An 18,552-nucleotide genomic window follows, 5' to 3' on the forward strand; every position below is an offset into this window, starting at 1 on the left:
ACAGTCACCACCCACACACCGGGTCAGTTCCGGCCGGCGCCCGCCACCAGTCCCTCGACCGCGGAGATCAACCGCTGCGCGTCCGTGGGCGCCACGACGAGCCACCCGTCGTCCCGCCGCACCAGGTACCGGCCCTCGGCGGTGTCCAGCCACGACACGACGGCGCCGGTGGGATGCAGGTACCCGGCCCGGTTGCGGGCGATCACGCCGACCTGGCCGCCGCCGTTGCGGGTGGTCACGGCGCGCATCAGGGTGTTGGCCTCCGGCTCGCGCAGGCCGACGTCGCGCAGCCGGTCCAGGAAGCCCGTGGTGCCGTCGCTCTCCCCCGCCTTGCCCGCGGCCAGGTAGTCGTCCCACCTCACGTTCACCGACCGGCCGGCGCCGGGCGGCGCGGGCGGCAGGGTGTTGACCGTGGTGGCGGCCAGCGCGGTCGGCCGGAACCCGGTGACCTGCACCTGGCCGCCGAGCCGTCCGGCGAACGCGCCGTGCCACGCGGCGGTGGCCAGGCCGCGCGCCTGTTCGCCGCGCAGGGTGAAGAAGACCTCCAGGCCGATCTCGAACTCGGCCAGGCCGCGCAGCAGCCCGTACAGCTCCTCGTCCGGCCGCTCGACGGTGCCGAGACCGCGTCCGGCGAGGTCGCGGGACGCGGTCTCGATCAGCCTGGCCCGCTCACCCTGGGTGTGCCCGAAGTGCCTGGTGCCCAACGGCACCGGGTGGGCGTCGCGGTGGACCGCCTGCCAGAGCAGGAAGAACTCCACTTCACTGAGCCGGAAGACGCGTTCGGTCACAGCCCGATCACCGGGGGTGCGGCCTTGCGGTCGACGCCGAAGACGTTGTCGTCGTCCTCCAGGTAACCGGGACGGTTGCGGTCCCGGTCGTCGTTGGCGCCGCCACCGGCGACGGGCGGCGGTGCGGCGATCGGCGCGGCGCCGATCATGCCGGACTGCGGCGTCACCGACTTGGGCGCCTGGAAACTGCTGGTCACGCTGCCCGGGTTGGCACCGGAGCCGCCGCGGTCGGAGCCGAGCGCACCCGTGGTGCCGCCGGGGCTGCTCATCGGGGCACCGCCACCGCCGGCCGCGCCGACGGGTGTGGGCATGGGCATGGCTCCGCGACCGCCGCCGTAGCCACCGCCCCGACCACCGGCGAAGCCGCCGCGGCCGAACTGCGGGGCCGTGCCGGGACGCTGGTTGGTGGCGGGTCCGCCGGGGGTGTTGCTGTTGTTGTTCACCACGACCGGGCCGCCGGCGCCGCTGGTACCGCCGCCGTCGGGACCGGACGGGGTCGTCGGGACGACCACGGAGGGCGGCGGGGGCGGTGCGACCGGGTTGGTCGGCGGGCTGAACGACGGCACGGTCCGGTCGACCTCGTAGGAGTTGAGCTGGAACATCGCCATGACCTCGGCGGCCTGGCGGTGGGTGGCGTCGGCGGTGACGACCGAGTCGACCGCGGGCGCGGCGACGGTGTCGATACCGGTGAACGCGCTGGGCACCCTCGTCAGCCGCGGGCTCGCGGCGAGGCTCTCGTCGGCCACCGGGGTCAGCGTGCCGTAGTCCGCCAACCGGTTCCCGACCAGCGGCGACCGGGGCGGGGCGACCGGGGTCGGGGTGGACGTCGCGGGCACGTCGGCGACCGGCGTGACCACCGGCGGCGCGGGCGCGGGCGGCGGCATCATCTCGCGCGCCGTCTGCACGTGCTCGATCTCGGTGGCGATGCACTTGGCCACGTTGTCGGCGTGCTCGCTGGTGTTGAGCGCCCACTTCTCGACCGACTCCAGGGCCTCGCGGGCGCGTTCGGCCGACCGGCCCTCCCAGGCCTGGGTGGACTGGCCGATCGCCTTGGCCAGCAGCTCCTGCACGTCGCCGAGCACCTTGCTCACGGCCGCCCAGTCGGCCTGTGCGCTGCCGGCCGCCTTGAGGTCGACGCCGGTGTTGAGCATCTCCCACAGCCGCTGGTGGCTGTAGGTCATCCAGTCGACCTTCTGGCCGAGGTCGGGCTTTTCTTGGTGGCCGCCCTGACCGCCGCCGTAGCCGTAGCCGCCGCCATTGCCCTGGCCGCCGCCCTGACCACCGTTGTAGCCCTGACCACCGCCGTACCCTTGACCGCCGCTCTGTCCCTGGCCGGTGTTGTACTGGCCGCCGCCCTGCCCTTGGACGCCCTGGTGACCGCCACCGCCGTGGCCCTGTCCACCGTGGTTGCCGCCGTGCTTGTTGTCGCCCATCAGCCCTTGGCCTCCCCCGCGGATCCGAAGGCGTCCGCCGCATCGTCGTCGGCCCGTTCCAGGTTCCGCGCCGCTTCGCGGATGGTCTCCTCGACTTCGAAGAGCACCTGCATGAAGTCGCCGATCACGTTGACCGCCGACTCCTCGTTGCCCACCGCGACCTCGCGCAGCCGCCTGCTGATCGCCTCGCTCACCCAGTTGTTGCCGAACTTCAGCTCTACGTCGAGGTTGTTGACCGCCTTGCTGTGCACCTCGTCGACCAGGCTGCGGGCCTGGGACACGAGCTTGAGCAGGTCGGCGACACCCTGCTTGTCCAGGTCGAGCTGGACGGCGTCCTTGTCCACCGCGTCCAGCGCGGTGGTGGCCTTGTCCAGGTCGGTCTGGGCGGCCTTCGCGAAGCTCTCCCCGACGACCGGCGCGGCCGCGACGGGTTCGGTGGTGGCCGCGCCGGGCAGGGTGACGGTCGTGGCGCCCGCGTCGGCCACCGGCGTCGCGACCGGCGCGGCGACAGCCTGCGCATCGGCCGCGGCAGGTGGCGCGGCCGCGGGCTGCGCCGCCGCGGACGGCGTGAAGCCTGGCGGGATCTGCACCGTTGGTGCTCCCGCTCCGAGTGAGACCGTGTTCCCGTCGCTCATCACTACCCCCTGCACTGCGATTCGCCGCAGGCCCACCGCGCGTTAGCCGTGCGTCGACCGAATCAGGCGTTCCGGACGCCTCCCTTAGATGTACCGGGAAGCCCGTTCGGTTCCAAGCCGCCGTCCAGAGGCTTAACGGAGATGCGAATCGAACCAGTTCAACGCCCGCTGCCAGGCCTCCGCGCTGACCTCCGGCGTGGTGTCGAACCGGTGGCTGGTGTGGGAGAACCGGACCACGTCGGTCGCCACCGCCGCCGCCGCCGCGGCGTCGCGCAACTTCTCCACGTCGCTGAACGGGATCTCGGCGTCGTCGTCGCCGTACAGGCCCAGCCACGGGCACGTCAGCTCCTCCGCCACCTCCACCAGCGACGGCAGCCCCTCGGACAGCGGTTCGAGGATCCCACCACCGCCGACGGTCACCGCGGCACCGATGGTTCGGCTTCCCGCAACCACCATCGCGACCGATCCGCCCAGGTCGAAGCCCATGACGCCCATCCGGTCCTGGCTCACGCCCTGCTGCCCGAGCCAGACGAACGCGACGTCGGTGTCGGCCAGCACGGCCTCACCGGACAGCGTGCTGACCATGGCCGGCGCCTCGTCGCCGGACACCTCGTCGTAGAGGTGCGGCGCCACCGCCAACCACCCCTCGGCGGCGAGTCCGCTCACCAGACCGCGGACGGTGTCGGTCACGCCGCGCGCCTCGTGGAGCACGACCAGGCCGCCGCGGACGGCGTTCTCCGGCTCGGCGACGGTGAGCCGCAGCTCGCGGCCGTCGGTGAGGGAGAGCGTCTCGGTGCGGGTAGGAGTCATGAGGCAACCCTTCCACGTGGGGGTGAACGGAAGTCAACGTGAGCATCGGTACGGCTGGTATGCCCCATCCGGGTCTTCCACGGGCTAACGTCCAGCTCAGAACCCCGAAGGGAGTCCTTGGATGACCGTGCGAACCCGCGCCGATCTCGTTGCATTGCCCGCATACGTGCCCGGCAAAACCATTCCCGGTGCGATCAAGCTGGCCAGCAACGAGGTGTCGGCCGGACCGCTGCCCAGCGTGGTGCGGGCGATCGCGGACGCGGCGACCGCCGTGAACCGCTACCCGGACACCGCCGCCACGGAGCTGGTGGCGCGGTTGAGCGACAAGTTGGGCGTGCCCACCGAGCAGGTGGTCGTCGGCTGCGGCTCGGTGACGTTGTGCCAGCAGCTGGTGCAGGCGACGTGCACCGAAGCGGACGAGGTGGTGTTCGCGTGGCGCTCGTTCGAGGCGTACCCGATCATCACCGCGGTCGTCGGCGCGCAGCAGACCCGGGTGCCGCTGACCTCGGGCCACGAGCTCGACCTGGACGCGATGGCCGACGCCATCACCCCGCGGACCCGGCTGGTGTTCGTGTGCACCCCGAACAACCCGACCGGGACGGCGTTGCGCCGGGCCGACATCGAGCGGTTCATCGAGCGGGTGCCGTCGGACGTGCTCGTCGTGATCGACGAGGCCTACCGCGAGTTCGTGGACGACCCGGACGTGCCGGACGGCGTGGAATCGGCGAAGGAGCAGTGGGCGGCGGGTCGGGACAACGTGGCCGTGCTGCGCACGTTCTCCAAGGCGTACGGGCTGGCCGGGCTGCGCGTCGGGTACGCGGTGGCCTCCCCCGCCGTCGCCGAGGCGCTGCGCAAGGTCTACGTGCCGTTCGGCGTGAACGCGCTGGCCCAGGTCGCGGCGATGGCGTCGTTGGACGCCGAGGCCGAGCTGATGGCACGGTGCCGCGCGATCGTGGCCGAGCGGGCGCGGGTGCGCGGCGAGCTGCTGGAGGCCGGGTTCGAGGTGCCGGAGTCGCAGGCGAACTTCGTGTGGTTGCCGCTGGGTGAGCGGACCGCCGCGTTCAACGAGCACTGCCTGGCGCAGAAGGTGATCGTGAGGGCGTTCGTCGGTGACGGCGCGCGCGTCACGATCGGCGAGCCGGAGGAGAACAACGCGTTCCTCGCCGCCGCCAAGTCGTTCGCCGGCTGAGCATTCGCCGGGCTGGGTGTTTCAGCGGGTGAGGATCTGCGTGATGGCCACGACTCCCACCACCACGATCACCGCGCGCAACGCGGCGGGTGGGAGTCGGCGGCCGATCTTCGCGCCGAGCTGACCGCCGATGACCGAGCCGACCGCCAGCAGCAGCACGGCCAGCCACGCCAGGTCGGCGATGAAGATGAACAGCACGCCCGCGACCAGGTTCACGATCCCGGTGAGCAGGTTCTTCAGGGCGTTCATCCGCTGGATGTGCTCGCTCATCAGCACCCCCATGAGCCCCATCACCAGCACGCCCTGGGCCGCGCCGAAGTAGCCGCCGTAGATGCCCGCGAGGAACACGCCGATCCACAGCCCCACCCCGCCGTGCTCGTGCCGCTCCCGTTCGGCGAGCTTGCGGTTGAGCCACGGCTGGGCGACCACCAGCACCAGCGCGATGGCGATCAGCACCGGGACGATCGCGGAGAACGCCGTCTCCGGCAGCGTGACGAGCAGGATCGCGCCGACCACGGCGCCGAGGACCGAGGCGGGCAGCAGCCGTTTTATCCGGCCCGCCTGGCCGGTCAGCTCGCGCCGGTAGCCGAACGCGCCGCTGAGCGAGCCGGGCACCAGGCCGAGGCTGTTGGAGACGTTGGCCACCACCGGCGGGTAGCCGACGGCCAGCAGCACCGGGAACGTCACCAGCGTGCCGGAGCCCACCACCGTGTTGATCCCGCCGGCGAACACACCGGCCAGGACGACGACGATCGCCTCCAGCGTCGTCACGGCCACTCTCCCCTGGTTATCGCGGTTGGTTAGCGACGCTAACACCACGTCAGGTGGGACGCGGTGTGGCACCCACGACACCGCGCCCACCTGAACGGGAGTTTCGAGCTCTACTACGCCGTACTGCGCCGGGCGCGACGACGAACGTGGCCCGCGCCGTGCCGTCCGCGACCACGTCCACGGTGAACAAGCCGTTGCCGGTGGCCTTGTCCCGGTAGTCGCCGCCGGGCCAGGGCCTTCACAGCGGGGAGCTACCGGTCGCCGACGTCAGCGGACAGCGGTTTCCCGAAACTGGCGCAATGTGTACACATCGGACAGTCCGGCGCCCGTGACCAGCGCACCGATGTTGCCGTCCACCACGTAACTGCCGTGGGGTGATCGGACGATCGTCGTCGGTTCGTCGTCGGCCCACGGCGCGGTGCGGTGTGCGGTGCGGGCGGTGCGCCAGTCGTCGTCCGACCGGAGCACGTTGACGGCGGGCTCGCCCGGCGCGCCGAGTGCGTTGGTGACCACGGCGAGCGTGCCGTCCGGGCGCAGGTCCATGCCGTCGCCGCCGACCAGCGGTCGGTCCAGGGCGACCTCGGAGACCCGGCCGTCGTGGGTGACCTTGAACAGCGCGCCGGTGTCGTAGCGGACGGCGAGCACGAGCTGATGCTGGTGAAACAGCAGGCCGTACGGCCGGCCGGGCTGACCGTGGCCCAGTACGCGGCGCTGCTGGTGCTGAACGACCATCCCGGCGTGTCGGCCGCCGAACTGGCCCGCCGCTGCCGGGTGACGCCGCAGACGATGACCACGATCCTGCGCAACCTGGAGGCGGCCGACCTGATCGTCCGCGTGCCGCACGAGGTGCACCGCAACGTCCTGGAGACCCGGCTGACCGAGGCGGGGCGGGCGGCGTTCGAGGTGGCCGACGAGCGGGCCTCCGCCGTCGAGCGACGGCTGGCCGACGAGTTCAGCGCGGAGGAGCGGGAGACGCTGAGGGCGCTGCTGGCGCGGTGTTCGAAGGTGCTGACCGAGCAGGCGTGACGAACCGCGCCACCCCGTCACCGGCCGCGATGTGCCAGTGCAGGTGCTTGTTGTGCTGCTCGTCGCCGAGCGTGGTGAGCACCTGGCACCCGCCGTGCCGGGCGACGACCTGGGCCGACGCTTGTTGGAGCACGGCCAGCATCTCGGCCGCCAACGCGGGCGTGAGGTCGAGCAGCGACGAGACGTGGGCCTTGGGCACCACGATCACGTGCTCCCGCCCGAACCCCGGCCGCGGCGGCCGGAACGCCAGGACCGTCGCGGTCTCGGCCACCACGTCGACCTCGACCCGGCCGGGGATGACCTCGTCGCAGTACCAGTCTTGGCGCACCCGTCCGAAGGTAGCCGTTACCGCCGGTCGTCGGTGCCAGCGCAGGTCGTCGGTGTCAGCCCAGGTCGTTGGTGTCGAAGGTGTTGCAGCGCGCCGGGTCGCCGGTCTCGAAGCCCAGCGTGTACCACTTCTGGCGCTGCGCCGACGTGCCGTGGGTGAACTGGGTGGTGTCGATCCGGCCGCCGCCCAGCTCGCCCTGGATGAAGTCGTCGCCGATCCGGGCCGCCGCGTCGAGCGCCGCGTTCACGTCGTCCTGCGTCACGTTGGTGATCAGGGGCTGCCCGGACGCCGTCGGCACGCTCTGCGCGTGGTTGGCCCAGGCGCCCGCGTAGCAGTCCGCCTGCAACTCCAGCCGCACCGAGTCCGACGTCGGCCCGGACCGCGAGCTGACCCGGTCGGAGGTGCCCAGCTGGTTCTGGATGTGGTGCCCGTACTCGTGCGCCAGGATGTAGGCCTCGACGAACGGGCCGCCGGTCGCGCCGAACTTCTGCTGCATCTCCTGGAAGAACCCCAGGTCGATGTACACCTGACCGTCCGCCGGGCAGTAGAACGGGCCCACCGCGGACGTCGCGTTGCCGCACCTGGTCTGCACGCCACCGGAGAAGAAGTTCGTCTGCGCGGCCTGGTAGGTGCGCCCCGAACGGGCGAACTGGTCGGTCCAGTAGGCCTGGATCGAGTTGATGAACGCCACCGCGCGGCAGTCGGCCTCCCGATTGGCGTCCGCGCCGGTGCGGCACTTCTGCCCGATGGCCTCGGAGCCCACCTGCTCGTTCTGGCCGACGTCGCCGAACCCGGAGCCGGACGGCAGCTGCGCGGGCACGCCGAGCTGCGACAACACGAAGTAGAGGATCAGGCCGACAATGCCCAGACCACCGCCGCCGAGGGCGACTCGTCCGCCGACGCCTCGCTGGTCGGTGACTTGTGACGTGTCGAGTTCGGCGTTCTCGTTGAACTGCACCGCGCGTCCTCCAACCAGGGGGCCACAGAAGCCGCACAACGATAAGCCCCGGGTACGGGACCCGACGTCGGGGCACCGCACCCGGGGTTTTCCCATGTGGAAGTGACTAAACCCGTTCGTGACGAGGTCGGCGTGGACCACGGTCGGCGTCGACGGTGGAGACGACGCCCTCAGACTTCCGGGGTCAACACGTCAAGCGCGGCGATGGCGCCGGTGGCGTCGTGCGCTCGAAAACCTCGTCGGAACCGCTCACGTTCGCGACCGGGCCGGTCTCATAACCGCTCCGCCCGCGGGGTTGCGGTTCGAACTTGGTTCGTCACCGCGAGGACTTACCTGCACCGCACCACCTACCCCTTCCGGGCGTGCCGCCGGCGGTTCAGCTCGGGTTCCACCGGTGGCAGGTCCTGTTACGAGGATGCGCCTGTTCGGCCTAGCGCGCAACCTCTGGCGAAGCCCCTGAACTGGTGAAATGAGATTCATCCGGCTCAGTGGGCAGTCGTCGCGCACCGTGAGCGCCCTGTGAGCGGACGTGCGCACGTCCGCTCACAGGGCGTGTTTCACGGCGTGGCGGTGATGCGACCGAGCGCCGGCGGAGTGGTGTTCGGGTTGGCGGCCAGGTAGGCGCTGAAGCCGTCCAGGTCGATGCCGCCACCGGTGATCGCGGTGCCGCCGGTGAAGGCGCTGAAGCCGTCACCGCCGCCCTGGAGGAAGCTGTTGATCGTGACCCGGTAACTCGCGGCCGGGTCCAACGGCGTTCCGTTCAGCACGACGTTCGACACCTTCGAACCGATCGGCGCGGACGCCGACCACGAGTAGGTCAGGCCGTTCGACGGTTGCAGGATGATCTGCCGCGTCGCGCCGTTTACGACCTGCCACTGCTGCTCCAGCGCCGCCTTGATCTGCGCGCCGGTCAACGTCACCGTCTGCAGGATGTTGCCGAACGGCTGCACGGTGAACGTCTCGCCGTAGGTCACCACACCGTTGCCCTCACCCGCGGGCGAGGAGGCGTAGAGCAGGTCGGCGCGCACGCCGCCCGGGTTCATCAACGCGAGGACCGCGCCGTTGCCCCGGGTGGCGGCCAGCTGCGAGTCGGCGATCAGGTTGCCGAGCGCGGACTCGCCCGCCGGGTTCTGCGCCCGCAGGATGTCCTGCGCGATGGTGCCGACCGGGCGGTTGGCGATCGGGCCGGACTTCGACTTGGCCAGGTCGATGATCGCCTGGATCTCCGGGTCCGCGGTGACGTTCTTGGTCACCACGTGGTTGCGGGCGACCGTGGCGGAGCGGATGACCTCGCGGGTGCGCTTGTCGATCTTGATGTCGACCACGGACAGCTCACGGCCGAACGCCAGGCCCTCGATGAACGGGCGCGGGTTGCCCGCCGGGTCGGTGACCGTGCAGTTGTAGTGCTGGTGGCTGTGGCCGGAGAACACCGCGTCGATCTTCGGGCTGACCTGCTCGGCGATCTTGCGGCCGGGGCCGCCCACGACCGTGCGGCACTCGTCCGGTCCGCCGCCCGCGGTGTTGTCACCCTGGTGGATCAGCAGCACGATCGACTTCACGCCGAGCCAGTTCAGCAGGTCCGCGTACCGGTTGGCGGCGGCGATCTCGTCGCCGAACTCCAGTTCCTTGATGCCGTTCGGGTCGACCAGGATCGGCACGTCCTTCAGCGGCATGCCGATGAAGCCGATCGGGACGCCGTCGCGGAACTCCACCCAGAACGGGGGCAGCGCGGGCCGGTCGTTCTTGGCCAGCGTGACGTTCGCGCCGAGGATCGGGAACTTCGCGCCGTCGTAGGTCTCGCGGAACTGGCAGCCGTCGGTCGGGTGGCAGCCGCCGCGCTGCATGCGCAGCAGTTCCTGGTAGCCCTCGTCGAACTCGTGGTTGCCGGCCGCCGTGGTGTCCATGCCGACCTGGTTGAGGACCTCGATGGTCGGCTCGTCGTGGAACAGGGCGGAGACGATCGGCGAGGCGCCGATCAGGTCGCCCTGGCCGACGATCACCGAGTTGCGCACCTCGGCCTGGAGGTTCTTGATGTGGGTGGCGTTGAACGCCGCGCCGCCCGCTTCGACCTGCGTGCCGTCGGACAACGTGACGCGGCCCGAGGAGCCGGTCGGGGGCTCGATGTTGCCGTGCAGGTCGTTGATGCCGATCAGCCGGACGTCAACGGTGCGCGGCGGCTTGTTGTCGGCCAGTGCGGGGTTCTGCACGAGCGTGACCGCCAGCGCGGCCGCCGCGGTCACCGCGAGCGCGGCGGAGCGCTGCGCGGTGCGTCTGAACGAGGTCATGCGTTCCTCCCTGCGGCGCCCCGGTAGGAGGGCGCGGTACGGCGCAGGAGTTTGCCTCTCGAAGATGACCTACACCAGACATGTTCATGGATCGTCCGTTAACGGAGATCTCCGGCATAGCCTGTTGATGTGACTGAGCAGGAGCCGCGCTGGCTCGACGATGGGGAGATGCGCGCCTGGCGCAACTACGTGGTCGGGGCAGCGATGCTCGCCGACCGGCTGCACCGTGAACTGCAGGACGGGCACGGGGTGTCGCTGTCCGACTACGAGGTGCTCGTGCGGCTGTCGGAGCAGCCGGGGCGACGGATGCGGATGTCGCAACTGGCGGACGAGGTGGCGTCCTCCAAGAGCCGCGTCTCGCACCAGGTGGCCCGGATGGAACGGGAAGGCCTGCTGCTCAGGCGCGAGTGCCCCGAGGACGGACGCGGGGTGTTCGCGCAGCTGACGGACAAGGGCATGACCCTGCTGGAAGGCTCCGCCCCGACACACGTCCAGGGCGTGCGGGAGCACATGATCGACTTGCTGACCCGCGACGAGCAGGAGGTAGTGGCCAAGGTCTTCGACCGGGTCATCACACACCTGCGGTCCCTGGACGGGTAACCTGCTGCCGCACACCGGGAAGCGTGGCAGAGCGGCCGAATGCACCCGCCTTGAAAGCGGGAGACGGGCAACCGTCCGGGGGTTCAAATCCCTCCGCTTCCGCAGTCTGACCAGCAAAAACAAGGGCGGCTCACCAGTCGGTGAGCCGCCCTTGTCCTGTCCAGTCTCATTCACAGTCTCATTCGCGGGTCCACAGGAACCCGCTCAGCCGTCCGGCGATGTCGTCCCGCATGGCTGCGGTGACGTGCATGTACCGCTCAGCGACCTTGGTGTTCGACCAGCCCATGAAGTCCATCACCGCCCGTTCGCGCACGCCCAGCAGCAGCAGGACTGTCGCGGCGGTGTGCCGAGCGTCGTGCAGCCGAGCGTCCCGGACGCCAGCGTCCGTGAGTAGCCGCTTCCATTCGTCGTGGTCCGCCCGAGGGTCAAGCGGTTTGCCGTTGGGCTGGGTGAACATCCAGTCGCCTCCCTGCCACAGGTCCCCTGCGGCTTCCCGCTCCTTGTCTTGTGCCTCCTTGTGGCTCACGAGCAACTCGAAGCGCTGATCGGGCAGCCGTCCCCTGCACAAGGAGACCGGCCCCGGTGGAGAAGTGGTTACGCCACGTCGGCGTGTGAGTGGTGGTCGTCTTCCAGGTGGAGGGCGCGGACGTTGCCGCGCGGGCCTGGGCGCGTTCAGAACGCGCTGGGACGCCGTTCACGTCCTCGGTGCTGATGGCGTAGGACGCGGTCACCCAGGCGATGGCGTCGGAGTTGCGGTCCAGGGCGGTGCGGTCGACGTTGCCGAGGTTGTCGCCGGCGCCGTGGTAGTTGGGCTCGTAGGCGATGCCGGCGGTGCCGCCCCACTTGGCTGCCTGGGCCTCGGTCTTGAGGACCTCCGCACCGGTGAACAGGCCGCCGGCGGGGATGCCCTGGTTGATGAACTCGCCGTAGTCCGAACGGCCGGTGAAGTCGGTGCCCTCGGTGGGCACGGCCTTCTCGACCGTCAGGTGGTCCACGAACGCCTTCTCGATCTGCGCCGAGCCGTACGGGCCGGCGCCCGCGCCCACGCCGTCGGAGTCGTCACCGTCGTAGACGAAGTACCCGACGTTCGGGGAGCCGATCATGTCGAAGTCCAGGTACAGCGCGATGTCCAACTGCTGCTCGAACGTCAACGACTGCACGTACTTCGTCGACCCGATCAATCCGAGCTCTTCGGCGCCCCACCAGCCGAACCGCACCGCGTTGTTGACCTTCGGCGAACCGCCGAGGCGACGTTGACGGCCGGCACCGTGACTAATGCGAGGGACGCTGGCGCCGCGAGCATCGCCGCGCGAGCATCGCCGCGCGTCTGATCCCGGTTCTACCTGACATGATCGAGTTCCCCATTCCACTCGGATGTCGAACCCTCACAAATCGGGCCCGGGTAAGGCAATCCGTCAGTCGGTGGCTTCCTGCCCGGTGAGCAGGGCCAGACACGGCTCGACACCACCGCACTCCAGCGTCCAGTCGGGCCGGCGGAACGCCGCCGGGGTCAGCAGCAACCGCGTCTGCTCGGCCGGTTCGCCACGGCGGATCTGGGTGAACGTGCCGTCCGGCCGGTAGCCGAGTTTGCGGCTCACGCCGTGCGACGCGGAGTTGTCGTTGAACGCGCTCGACCGCGCCGCCACCGCGCCGAGGTGGTCGAACGCGAACATCAGCACCGCCGCCCGCATCTCGGTGCCGATCCCCTGCCCCTGATACCGCAAACCGAGCCACGACCCGCTGGTGACCTCGCGGAGGATCGGGAAGTCGTCGGCGCCGAGGCCCTGGGTGCCGACCACGCGACCGTCCAGGCGCACCAGGAAGTTCAACGTCCACCGCTCCGGGACCAGGGACGCGCGCACCCGCCAGTAGTGCTGCAACGTGTTGATCCCGAGCTTGTCGCGCGGCGCGTCGGTCCATTCCACGCCGAACGGCATCGAGTCGGGCGGGTGGATGCCGTCGAGCGTCACGTCCACCAGTTCGGCCAGGCCCTCGTCGTCGTCGGGACGCAGTTCGAGGCGCGGGGTGCGGAGCACCAGGTTTCGGAACGGCCAGGGGTCCATGCCCGTCGATGGTGGCGATCGTGTGCCTCCCACGCGACCGGATTACCGTCGGGCTCATGCGTGCGATCACCATTCGTGAACCCGGCGGGCCGGACGTGTTGGCGTGGACGGAAGTTCGGCACCCCGAACCGGGACCGGGCGAGGTGCTGCTCGACGTGGCCGCGACCGCCGTCAACCGGGCCGACCTGCTCCAACGGCAGGGCCACTACCCGCCGCCGAAGGGCACGTCCGACGTGCTGGGCCTGGAGTGCTCCGGCACGATCGCCGCGCTCGGCGACGACGTGACGGGTTGGCAGGTGGGTGACGAGGTGTGCGCGCTGCTGGCCGGCGGCGGGTACGCGGAGCAGGTCGTCGTCCCGGCCGCGCAACTCCTGCCACTGCCCGAGGGCGTCGATCTGGTGACCGCCGCGTCGCTGCCCGAGGTCGCGTGCACGGTGTGGTCGAACGTGGTGATGCTGGCGGGCCTCAAAAGCGGTGAGACGTTCCTCGTCCACGGTGGCGCGGGTGGCATCGGCACGCACGCCATCCAGGTCGCCAAGGCGCTCGGCGCGCGCGTCGCGGTCACCGCGGGTTCGGCGGATCGGCTGGAGCGGTGCGCCAAACTGGGCGCGGACGTGCTGGTGAACTACCGGGAGCAGGACTTCGTGGCCGAGGTCGGCCGGGCGGACGTGGTGCTGGACAACATGGGCGCCGCCTACCTGGGCCGCAACGTGGACGTCCTCGCGCCGGACGGCCGGCTGGTGATCATCGGCATGCAGGGCGGGGTGAAGGGCGAGCTGAACCTCGGCAAGCTGCTGTCGAAGCGCGCCAGCGTGACCGGGACGGGTCTGCGGTTCCGGCCGGTGGACGGGCCGAACGGCAAGGGCCGCATCGTCGCCGAGGTGCGCGAACACCTGTGGCCGCTGATCGCGTCCGGCCAGGTCAAGCCCGTCGTGCACGACGTGCTGCCGATCGAACAGGCCGCCGACGCCCACCGCGCGTTGGAGGGCGGCGGCGTGTTCGGCAAGGTCGTGCTCAGTGTTTGATGGCCGCTGTGTTTGATTGCCGCTGCTTCGCAGACGGCGGGTGAGGTCGCCGGGAAGTCGGTCGTTCGTGACCTCACCGGGTGTCTTAGTCCAATGCGGTCGCGGTGGCCAGGAAGGTTCGGGGTGTGGTGCGGAAGCGCAGTGCGAACTCCTCGGCCCACCGGACCAGCACGGTCTGCTCGCCCGGGCGTTCGGCGTCGTCCACCAGGACCGCCGCGCCCGGTGCGAGCACGCCGCGGAAGACCGGGAGCGCCGGGTAGCGGGCGTCGCCGAGCAGGGGGCCGTCGATCAGCAGCAGGTCCACCAGGCCGTACCGCTCGACGTACGCCGACACCTCGTCGTGCACGAGTTGCGGGTGGTACCAGTGGGCGTTGCCGAGGGCCGCCGGGTGCGGGGTCAGGGGTGCGTGGACGACGCGTGCGACGTGGCCCAGGCCCTCCCGGCGCAGCTGGCTGGCCACGAACGCCGCCGTGCGCTCGTCGTGCTCGACGGACAGCAGGTGGCCGAACCCGCGTCGGGCCAGCAGCCGCGCCAGCACGACGGACGACGCGCCGCACCCGCACTCCACCAGCACGGTCCGCGAGCCGAGCAGGATCTCGTCGATCACGGCCGCGAGCGCGGCGGGGCGCAGTTCGTGCGCTGTGTTGGGCAGGTACTCCGACATCAGGGGCGCGAGGCGGTGCAGGGCGGCGAGGTCGGCGAGCTCCCGCGACAGCAGGTCGTCCACCCAACCCCCAGTTCACCCCAGCTCGGCGACCGCCCGCACGAGCTCGTCCACTTCCACCGCGTTCGTGTAGTGCGCCAGGCCGACGCGGATCGCTCCGCCGACCTCGCCCACCCCGAGCACCGAGAACACGCCGTGTTGCCCAGAGTCGGCGAACGCGCACACGCCGCGCTCGGACAGGTGCTCGACGCCGTCGGTGGACTTCACGCCGGCCACCGTGAACGCCAGCGCCGGGACCCGCCGCATGGCGTCGCCGATCACCATGACGTGACGGAGCGATCGCAGTTCGTTGATGAGATTAGCCAGAAGTCCGGCCTGATAGGCCTTCACCGAACTCAACGATGTGAGCACCCGCTCACGGCGCGGGCCGACCGCGGCGTCGTCCAACCCGGCCAGGTACTCCACCGACGCCACCAGACCGGCCAGCAGCGGGTAGGCGTGCGGGCCCAGTTCCAGCCGCTCCGGGCCGCGCGCGCCGGGCTCGACGGCCACCGACGGCATCAGGTCCAGCATCGACGGGTCCCGGAACACCAGCGCGCCGACCGGCGGCCCGCCCCAGTTGTTCGCCGACACCGCCACCACGTCGGCGTCCATCGACGTGATGTCGAGCGGCACGAACGGCGCGGCGGAGGAGGCGTCCACCACGACCAGCGCGTCCGTGCGGCGCGCGGCTTCGGCGATCTTGCGCAGGTCGGGGCGGGTGCCCACGGAGCCGGACGCGGCCGTCACGGCCACCAGCTTGCACTTGGACGTGACCAGGTCGTCGTACTGCCACGCGGGCAGCTCGCAGGTCTCGATGTCGACTTCGGCCCACCGCACCACGCTGCCGGTGCGCTGCGCCGCCCGCTGCCACGGCGCGATGTTCGCCGGGTGGTCCAGCCGCGACACCACGATCTCATCACCCAGGAACCAGCCCTCGGACAGCGCGTCGGCCAGCCGTTGCAGCAGCACCGCCGAGCTGGGTCCGAGCACGACACCGGCCGGATCGGCGCCGACCAGGTCCGCCACGGCCCGCCGGGCCGCGTCGACGATGGCCTCGGCGCGTTGCGAAGCCGGGAATATGCCACCCGGTCCGGAGACGGGTGCGCGCAGCGCGGTGGAGACGGCCGTGGCCACCTGTTCGGGTACTTGCATCCCCGCAGGAGCGTCCAGATGAACCCAGCCGTCGCCGAGCGCGGGGAACAGCCCACGGACCCGGGCGACGTCGAACGCCATGCCTCACACCGTACGGAGGACGCCGACACCGGCGACAGCAGGGGCCGGGGGTTTCCACCCGATCCGTGACCCGGTGAGGCGTGCACCACCCGATCGGGCCAGGATGGGGGTATGAGTGAGGCAGCCCGAGGTGATCAGGTGGAGAACGAGCGGCACGTGGTGGTGGTAGGCCCGGACGGCACGCCGGTGGGGTCGGCACGGGTGCCGTCCGGTGACGACGCGGGCGGCCAGGACGTGACGGACCTGGTCGAGCAGCCGGCGAAGGTCATGCGCATCGGCACGATGATCAAGCAGCTGCTGGAGGAGGTGCGCGCGGCACCTCTGGACGAGGCCAGCCGGAACCGGCTCAAGGAGATCCACAAGCGGTCCATCGACGAGCTGGAGGACGGGTTGGCGCCGGAGCTGCGCGACGAGCTGGAGCGGCTGTCGCTGCCGTTCACCGAGGAGGGCACCCCCTCGGACGCGGAGCTGCGCATCGCCCAGGCCCAGCTCGTCGGCTGGCTGGAGGGCCTGTTCCACGGCATCCAGACCGCGCTGTTCGCCCAGCAGATGGCGGCGCGGGTGCAGCTGGAGCAGATGCGCGGCCGCGCCCTGCCCGCCGGCACCGGCTCGGGTGACGGTTCGGAGACGCCGCACATCCGGGGCACCGGCCAGTACCTGTGAACGGGTAGCCGCTGAACGGTGACCAGGCGTCCCGGGTGCGCTTCGCAGGGGTCCTCGACAAGGGGAACCCTTGATTTGATCCTGCCAGAACGGACCGACAATCCGGGGCCGGCGGATCCGGCCTGTGGACAACCGCGGACCCCTGCCGACCAGGCTCGACTACGGTGCGTGGACACCCGACAACCAACGGGTGATCACAGCGGTGACCAGGGCCGCAGCCCGCCGGGAAGGCGTTGACCTCACCGTGACAGCCCGGCGACAGCCGCACCACCCCGACGCCGGTAGTCTCAACCCTCGTGCAACCCACGAGTACGGTCGACCGACCAGCGGCTCCCCTCGCACCCAACTCGCGCACGTTCGCGCGCGCGTTCGCCGACGTGCGCGGCGCGTGGCGCCAGCGTGAGCTCTGGGCGCACCTGGGCTGGCAGGACATCAAGCAGCGCTACCGCCGTTCGGTGATCGGCCCGCTCTGGATCACGATCTCCATGGGCACCACGGCGCTCGCGCTCGGTCTGCTGTACTCGCAGCTGTTCGACCAGAAGCTGGGCACGTTCCTGCCGTACGTGACGGCCGGGTTCATCATCTGGAACTTCATCCTCGGCGTGGTCACCGAGGGCACCGGGGTGTTCATCGACAACGAGGGGCTGATCAAGCACCTGCCGTCGCCGATCACCGTGCACGTGCTGCGCATGGTGTGGCGCCAAGTGCTGTTCTTCGCGCACAACCTCGTCGTCTACTTCGTCGTCCTCATCATCTACTTCCCGGCGCTCACGCAGCCTTACAAGATGGAAGGCGACATCGTCCAGCACCCGGGCGTGTCGTGGTCGGCGCTGATGGCGATCCCCGGCTTCGCGCTGGTCGTGATCAACGCGGTGTGGGTGGCGCTGCTGTTCGGCATCATCAGCACCCGGTTCCGGGACATCCCCCCGGTCATCCACAGCTTCATCAACCTGATCTTCTTCATGACTCCGATCGTCTGGCACGTCGGTATCCTCAACAAGGTCACCGACGGCGACGGCGGCTGGCGAGTGCTCATCGCCGAGCTCAACCCGCTCTACCACTTCGTGGAAATCGTCCGGGCGCCTCTGCTGGGGCAGACCCAGGACTGGCACCACTGGGTCGTCGTCGGCGCGTTCACCGTCGTGGGCTGGGCACTGGCGATGATCGCCATGCGCAACTACCGTGCCCGCGTCTCCTACTGGGTCTGAGTGAGGCCGCAACACATGGTCAGCATCGACGTTTGGAACGCCTCGGTCGACTTCCCGATCTTCGACGCCAAGTCGAGATCGCTGAAGAAGCTCGCGCTGGGCAAGGTCGGCGGCAAGATCGGCTCAGAGGGCCGTGTCCCGATAATCGAAGCGCTGCACGACATCAACATCTCGCTGCGGCACGGTGACCGGGTCGGTCTGGTCGGCCACAACGGCGCGGGCAAGTCCACGCTGCTGCGGCTGCTCGCGGGCATCTACGAGCCCACGCGGGGCAGTTCGCGCATCGTCGGCAAGGTGGCGCCGGTGTTCGACCTGGGTGTCGGCATGGACCCGGAGATCTCCGGGTACGAGAACATCATGATCCGCGGCCTGTTCCTCGGCATGGGCCGCAAGGAGATGGAGAAGCGGGTCGACGACATCGCCGAGTTCACCGAACTGGGCGACTACCTCTCCATGCCGCTGCGGACGTACTCGACGGGTATGCGGGTGCGGCTGGCGCTGGGCGTGGTGACGTCGATCAACCCGGAGATCCTGCTCCTGGACGAGGGCATCGGCGCGGTCGACGCGGCGTTCCTGGAGAAGGCGCGCGACCGGCTGAACGACCTGGTCAAGCGGTCGGGCATCCTGGTGTTCGCCTCGCACTCGGACGACTTCCTGGTGGAGCTGTGCAACACCGCCATCTGGATGGACGAGGGCCAGGTCAAGATGCAGGGCTCGCTGCGCGAAGTGGTCACCTCCTACAAGGGGCGTGACCCGTACGAGTTCCTCAGCGCGGAGACGTTGGAGCGGATCGGGCAGCCGAGGGTGCTGAGCGGGAACGGTGGCGAGTAG

Annotated in this window: 20 protein-coding genes, 1 tRNA gene and 1 pseudogene; 8 read left to right on the forward strand and 14 right to left on the reverse strand. The window is 70.3% G+C overall.

Features of this window, described 5'->3' with window-relative positions; all coding sequences use genetic code 11:
• Window positions 1-23: 23 nt before the first annotated feature.
• The 4 genes from ALI22I_RS38185 to ALI22I_RS38200 form a co-directional block, all read right to left on the reverse strand.
• The gene (locus tag ALI22I_RS38185; protein ID WP_077010461.1) at window positions 24-788 is read right to left on the reverse strand and encodes an ESX secretion-associated protein EspG; all 765 of its coding nucleotides are present in this window, start codon (window positions 786-788) and stop codon (window positions 24-26) included.
• Complete coding sequence (locus ALI22I_RS51490) at window positions 785-2,221, reverse strand: PPE domain-containing protein (RefSeq protein ID WP_077010462.1); 1,437 nt, start codon at window positions 2,219-2,221, stop codon at window positions 785-787. Before ALI22I_RS51490 ends, ALI22I_RS38185 begins: the two co-directional genes overlap by 4 nt.
• Window positions 2,221-2,811: a hypothetical protein gene (locus ALI22I_RS38195; RefSeq protein ID WP_077010463.1), complete on the reverse strand. Its 591-nt coding sequence runs from the start codon at window positions 2,809-2,811 to the stop codon at window positions 2,221-2,223. The genes ALI22I_RS51490 and ALI22I_RS38195 overlap by 1 nt, the downstream gene beginning before the upstream one ends.
• 177 nt (window positions 2,812-2,988) lie before the next feature.
• Window positions 2,989-3,666 carry a dienelactone hydrolase family protein gene (locus tag ALI22I_RS38200; protein ID WP_077010464.1) on the reverse strand — a complete coding sequence of 226 codons (678 nt, stop codon included), beginning with the start codon at window positions 3,664-3,666 and terminating at the stop codon, window positions 2,989-2,991.
• A 121-nt stretch (window positions 3,667-3,787) separates the two neighbouring features.
• Here ALI22I_RS38200 and hisC point away from each other — a divergent pair, with 121 nt between their 5' ends.
• Window positions 3,788-4,855, forward strand: a complete 1,068-nt coding sequence (gene hisC / locus ALI22I_RS38205) for a histidinol-phosphate transaminase (RefSeq protein ID WP_077010465.1) — start codon at window positions 3,788-3,790, stop codon at window positions 4,853-4,855.
• Between the two features lie 21 nt (window positions 4,856-4,876).
• Here the strand turns inward: hisC and ALI22I_RS38210 are convergent, their stop codons facing one another.
• A complete protein-coding gene (locus tag ALI22I_RS38210; protein WP_077011135.1) occupies window positions 4,877-5,626 on the reverse strand; it encodes a sulfite exporter TauE/SafE family protein in 750 nt (249 codons plus the stop codon).
• A 267-nt stretch (window positions 5,627-5,893) separates the two neighbouring features.
• Complete coding sequence (locus tag ALI22I_RS38215; protein WP_077010466.1) at window positions 5,894-6,271, reverse strand: hypothetical protein; 378 nt, start codon at window positions 6,269-6,271, stop codon at window positions 5,894-5,896.
• Between the two features lie 6 nt (window positions 6,272-6,277).
• On the opposite strand from ALI22I_RS38215, the gene ALI22I_RS38220 reads away from it, so the two are divergent.
• Complete coding sequence (locus tag ALI22I_RS38220; protein ID WP_077010467.1) at window positions 6,278-6,652, forward strand: MarR family winged helix-turn-helix transcriptional regulator; 375 nt, start codon at window positions 6,278-6,280, stop codon at window positions 6,650-6,652.
• On the opposite strand, the gene ALI22I_RS38225 is transcribed toward ALI22I_RS38220, so the two are convergent.
• The 3 genes from ALI22I_RS38225 to ALI22I_RS38235 form a co-directional block, all read right to left on the reverse strand.
• Window positions 6,579-6,980, reverse strand: a complete 402-nt coding sequence (locus ALI22I_RS38225) for an HIT family protein (protein WP_077010468.1) — start codon at window positions 6,978-6,980, stop codon at window positions 6,579-6,581. The two genes, ALI22I_RS38220 and ALI22I_RS38225, sit on opposite strands and share 74 nt — an antisense overlap.
• Before the next feature lie 55 nt (window positions 6,981-7,035).
• Window positions 7,036-7,938, reverse strand: coding sequence for a KPN_02809 family neutral zinc metallopeptidase (gene ypfJ / locus ALI22I_RS38230; protein ID WP_077010469.1), 903 nt, complete (start codon window positions 7,936-7,938; stop codon window positions 7,036-7,038).
• A gap of 557 nt (window positions 7,939-8,495) precedes the next feature.
• Window positions 8,496-10,223 (reverse strand): bifunctional metallophosphatase/5'-nucleotidase, encoded by a 1,728-nt coding sequence (locus ALI22I_RS38235; RefSeq protein WP_077010470.1) that lies wholly within the window; start codon window positions 10,221-10,223, stop codon window positions 8,496-8,498.
• A 129-nt stretch (window positions 10,224-10,352) separates the two neighbouring features.
• Between ALI22I_RS38235 and ALI22I_RS38240 the strand changes: the two genes are divergently transcribed.
• Together ALI22I_RS38240 and ALI22I_RS38245 are read left to right on the forward strand one after the other, a co-directional pair.
• Window positions 10,353-10,823, forward strand: a complete 471-nt coding sequence (locus ALI22I_RS38240; RefSeq protein WP_238598766.1) for a MarR family winged helix-turn-helix transcriptional regulator — start codon at window positions 10,353-10,355, stop codon at window positions 10,821-10,823.
• A 17-nt stretch (window positions 10,824-10,840) separates the two neighbouring features.
• Window positions 10,841-10,925 (forward strand) — tRNA-Ser (locus ALI22I_RS38245).
• A gap of 76 nt (window positions 10,926-11,001) precedes the next feature.
• Here the strand turns inward: ALI22I_RS38245 and ALI22I_RS38250 are convergent.
• The 3 genes and pseudogenes from ALI22I_RS38250 to ALI22I_RS38260 form a co-directional block, all read right to left on the reverse strand.
• A complete protein-coding gene (locus ALI22I_RS38250; RefSeq protein WP_238598767.1) occupies window positions 11,002-11,280 on the reverse strand; it encodes a tyrosine-type recombinase/integrase in 279 nt (92 codons plus the stop codon).
• Window positions 11,281-11,458: 178 nt separating this feature from the next.
• Window positions 11,459-12,073 (reverse strand): annotated as a pseudogene (locus ALI22I_RS38255) (M28 family peptidase); the annotation flags it as partial.
• Between the two features lie 165 nt (window positions 12,074-12,238).
• Window positions 12,239-12,886, reverse strand: coding sequence for a GNAT family N-acetyltransferase (locus tag ALI22I_RS38260; protein WP_077010472.1), 648 nt, complete (start codon window positions 12,884-12,886; stop codon window positions 12,239-12,241).
• A gap of 56 nt (window positions 12,887-12,942) precedes the next feature.
• Here ALI22I_RS38260 and ALI22I_RS38265 point away from each other — a divergent pair, with 56 nt between their 5' ends.
• On the forward strand, window positions 12,943-13,911 hold the full coding sequence (locus ALI22I_RS38265) for an NAD(P)H-quinone oxidoreductase (RefSeq protein ID WP_077011137.1): 969 nt from the start codon (window positions 12,943-12,945) through the stop codon (window positions 13,909-13,911).
• Window positions 13,912-13,996: 85 nt separating this feature from the next.
• Here ALI22I_RS38265 and ALI22I_RS38270 read toward each other — a convergent pair whose 3' ends face one another.
• Window positions 13,997-14,638 (reverse strand): class I SAM-dependent methyltransferase, encoded by a 642-nt coding sequence (locus ALI22I_RS38270; protein WP_077010473.1) that lies wholly within the window; start codon window positions 14,636-14,638, stop codon window positions 13,997-13,999.
• Window positions 14,639-14,650: 12 nt separating this feature from the next.
• Entirely contained in the window at window positions 14,651-15,850 is a 1,200-nt protein-coding gene (locus tag ALI22I_RS38275; RefSeq protein ID WP_077010474.1) for a cysteine desulfurase-like protein, read from the reverse strand.
• A 111-nt stretch (window positions 15,851-15,961) separates the two neighbouring features.
• Here ALI22I_RS38275 and ALI22I_RS38280 point away from each other — a divergent pair, with 111 nt between their 5' ends.
• The 3 genes from ALI22I_RS38280 (at window position 15,962) to wzt (ending at window position 18,552) form a co-directional block, all read left to right on the forward strand.
• On the forward strand, window positions 15,962-16,513 hold the full coding sequence (locus ALI22I_RS38280; protein ID WP_077010475.1) for a bacterial proteasome activator family protein: 552 nt from the start codon (window positions 15,962-15,964) through the stop codon (window positions 16,511-16,513).
• Window positions 16,514-16,809: 296 nt separating this feature from the next.
• Window positions 16,810-17,721 (forward strand): galactan export ABC transporter permease subunit Wzm/RfbD, encoded by a 912-nt coding sequence (gene wzm / locus ALI22I_RS38285; RefSeq protein ID WP_077010476.1) that lies wholly within the window; start codon window positions 16,810-16,812, stop codon window positions 17,719-17,721.
• Window positions 17,722-17,736: 15 nt separating this feature from the next.
• Window positions 17,737-18,552 (forward strand): galactan export ABC transporter ATP-binding subunit Wzt/RfbE, encoded by an 816-nt coding sequence (gene wzt / locus ALI22I_RS38290; RefSeq protein ID WP_077010477.1) that lies wholly within the window; start codon window positions 17,737-17,739, stop codon window positions 18,550-18,552.

Source organism: Saccharothrix sp. ALI-22-I, assembly GCF_001984175.1.
Lineage (GTDB): Bacteria > Actinomycetota > Actinomycetes > Mycobacteriales > Pseudonocardiaceae > Actinosynnema.